Below are 2,439 nucleotides of genomic sequence, written 5' to 3'. Positions count from 1 at the left end.
GCCGGCGGGCCGGGCTGCGATGCCTGGCCACGGCGCGGGAACGCTGCGCGCCCGGCCCGGTTCCTTGCCTGTCCGCGCCGCCTGGCGGCGCCCCAAGACAAGGAGATGAGCATGGTCACCACCGTCGGCACCGAGAGCAGCTTCCCCAAGCTGGTGCGCAACCTGCTGCTGCTGGAGCATGACGCGATCGCCGCCTATGAGCAGACCATCGCGCGGCTCGACAACCCCGCCTACAAGCAGCAGATCGCCAGCTTCAAGGCGGACCACGACCGGCATGTGATGGAGCTGACCCAGCTGGCCGACAGCCTCGGCACCGAGGCCCCGACCGAGGGCGACGCCAAGCAGCTGCTGACCACCGGCAAGGTGGCGCTGGCCAGCATCCTGGGCGACAGCGCCACGCTGAAGGCCATGCGCTCCAACGAGGAGGACACGGTGACCGCCTATGAGCGGGCCAGCCAGCACGAGGCGGTGCCGCCCGAGGCGCGGCGCATCTTCGAGCAGGCGCTGCATGACGAGCGCCGCCACCGCGCCTGGATGGACGAGACCTCTCGCGCCTGAGCCTGGCGGGACGGGGCCGGCGGCGACGCCGGTCCATCTTCGTTCTCACGCAGAAGAGCATTGCGCCGGGGGCGGCAAAGCTGCTGTTCTGCCCCGGTGACGCAGACAACCCCCCCGCGCGGCACGCTGCCGGTTCTGTCGGCTGGGCCCTCGTGCCCGGTGTGGATCCCGAAGCTGCCCGACCTCGCCCTCTGCCTGAGCGGCTATCCGATCCGCATCCGGCTGCATGTGGGATGCGCGCATCCCTACAGCCTGGAATTCGATGGCCATGCCGAGCGGAGCTACAACTCGCTGGCCCTGGCCAAGCGCGACGCGCTGCGCGCGGCCGCCGAATGGGATCTGCTGACCGGCGAGGCGCTGGCCGGCTGATCCCGCCGGCGCCCGGCGGGCGCCGCGCACCCTGCCCCGGACATGACAAAACGCACCGAAGCACCGGCGTTTCCGCCTGGCTTGATGCGTTTGGGAAGTATTGAAATCGGGAGGGAAAGTGGTGGGCGCACTAGGGCTCGAACCTAGGACCCGCTGATTAAGAGTCAGCTGCTCTACCAACTGAGCTATGCGCCCCACCGGGAAGAAGTGGTTGGTCACCACCGCGTCCGTGAGGGGGCTTTTACCGGGTCCGGCGGGGAATGCAACCCCTTTTAGTCGCGCGTGGCGCCAAATTCTGCATTTCTGTGAACCCAGACCGAGAGCAGCAGGCCGAAGCCCAGCATGGTGGTCAGCATGGCCGAGCCGCCATGGCTGATCAGCGGCAGCGGCACCCCGCCCACGGGGATGCTGCCGGTGACCATGGCGATGTTGACGAAGACATACAGGAAGAAATTCACCCCGAGCCCGATCGCCACCAGCCGGCCATACTGGTGCCGGCAGCGCAGCGCGACCAGCAGGGCGAAGCAGACCACCAGGGCCAGCAGCGCCAGCACCACCAGGGCGCCGACCAGGCCGAACTCCTCCGAGATCATGGTGAAGATGAAGTCGGTCTGCTTCTCCGGCAGGAAGTTCAGGTGGCCCTGGGTGCCCTGCAGGAAGCCCTTGCCCCATAGCCCGCCCGAGCCGAGGGCGATCTTCGACTGGATGATGTTGTAGCCGGCCCCCAGCGGGTCGCTCTCCGGGTCCAGGAAGGTCTGGATGCGGGCGCGCTGGTAGTCGTGCAGCTTCTCATAGGCGATCGGCGCGATGCCGGCGGCGGCGCCGATCAGGATGGCGAATTTCCACCAGCGCACGCCGGCCGCCCAGAACACCGCGCCGCCCACCATCAGGGTGATCAGCCCGGTGCCCAGATTGGGCTGCTTCAGGATCAGCCCGACCGGCAGCAGCGTCGCCAGGATGGGCGGGATCAGGAAGAGCGGGTTGCCGACGCGCTCCCAGCTCGCCCGGTGGAACCAGTGGGCGAGCGCCAGCACCAGCATGATCTTCATCAGTTCGGAGGGCTGCAGCTGCACCGGGCCCAGCTCGATCCAGCGCTGCGCCCCCTTGCCCACCTGGCCGTGCAGCGCCACCAGCACCAGCAGGCCGAGCCCGCCCAGCCAGCCCAGCCAGGACAGCTTGGCGATCACCCGCACATCGATCATGGCGATGGAGAGCATCATCACCACGCAGAAGCCGAAGCGCAGCGCGTGGCGGCTGGCATAGGGCTCGGGCGCGCCGCCGCCGGCGGAATAGAGGGCGACATAGCCCGCCGCCGCCACGGCGCAGAGCAGCAGCACGAAGCTCCAGGGGATCAGCCAGAGCTTCTCCAGCACGCCGGCGCCGCGGTCTCGGGTCAGCAGGCGGCGCTCGAACACCATCATGGGCGGCAATTCCGGGACAGGCGGGGAAGCGGGGACATGGCGCGCGGCCTCAGCGGCGCGGCGGCGGCGGCTCGGCCGGGCGGGCGGGCGG

The 2,439-nt window shown here is 69.4% G+C and carries 3 protein-coding genes and 1 tRNA gene; 2 read left to right on the top strand and 2 right to left on the bottom strand.

The genetic code is table 11. The features are described from left to right. The first annotated feature begins 111 nt into the window (after positions 1–111). Both HMPREF0731_RS19915 and HMPREF0731_RS19910 read left to right on the top strand, forming a co-directional pair. Entirely contained in the window at positions 112–558 is a 447-nt protein-coding gene (locus tag HMPREF0731_RS19915) for a DUF2383 domain-containing protein (RefSeq protein WP_040614185.1), read from the top strand. 159 nt (positions 559–717) lie between these two features. Further along, entirely contained in the window at positions 718–927 is a 210-nt protein-coding gene (locus HMPREF0731_RS19910; RefSeq protein WP_007006014.1) for a hypothetical protein, read from the top strand. Positions 928–1,046: 119 nt separating this feature from the next. Here HMPREF0731_RS19910 and HMPREF0731_RS19905 read toward each other — a convergent pair. Both HMPREF0731_RS19905 and rodA read right to left on the bottom strand, forming a co-directional pair. Next, positions 1,047–1,122: transfer RNA gene (locus tag HMPREF0731_RS19905), tRNA-Lys, on the bottom strand. A 77-nt stretch (positions 1,123–1,199) separates the two neighbouring features. Next, positions 1,200–2,345, bottom strand: coding sequence for a rod shape-determining protein RodA (gene rodA, locus HMPREF0731_RS19900; protein WP_040614187.1), 1,146 nt, complete (start codon positions 2,343–2,345; stop codon positions 1,200–1,202). Between the last annotated feature and the right edge of the window lie 94 nt (positions 2,346–2,439).

The sequence above is a fragment of the Pseudoroseomonas cervicalis ATCC 49957 genome (genome assembly GCF_000164635.1).
GTDB classification, from domain to species: domain Bacteria; phylum Pseudomonadota; class Alphaproteobacteria; order Acetobacterales; family Acetobacteraceae; genus Pseudoroseomonas; species Pseudoroseomonas cervicalis.
Note: the sequence above shows the minus strand (reverse complement) of the source record. Positions and strands in the feature narration are given on the sequence as shown.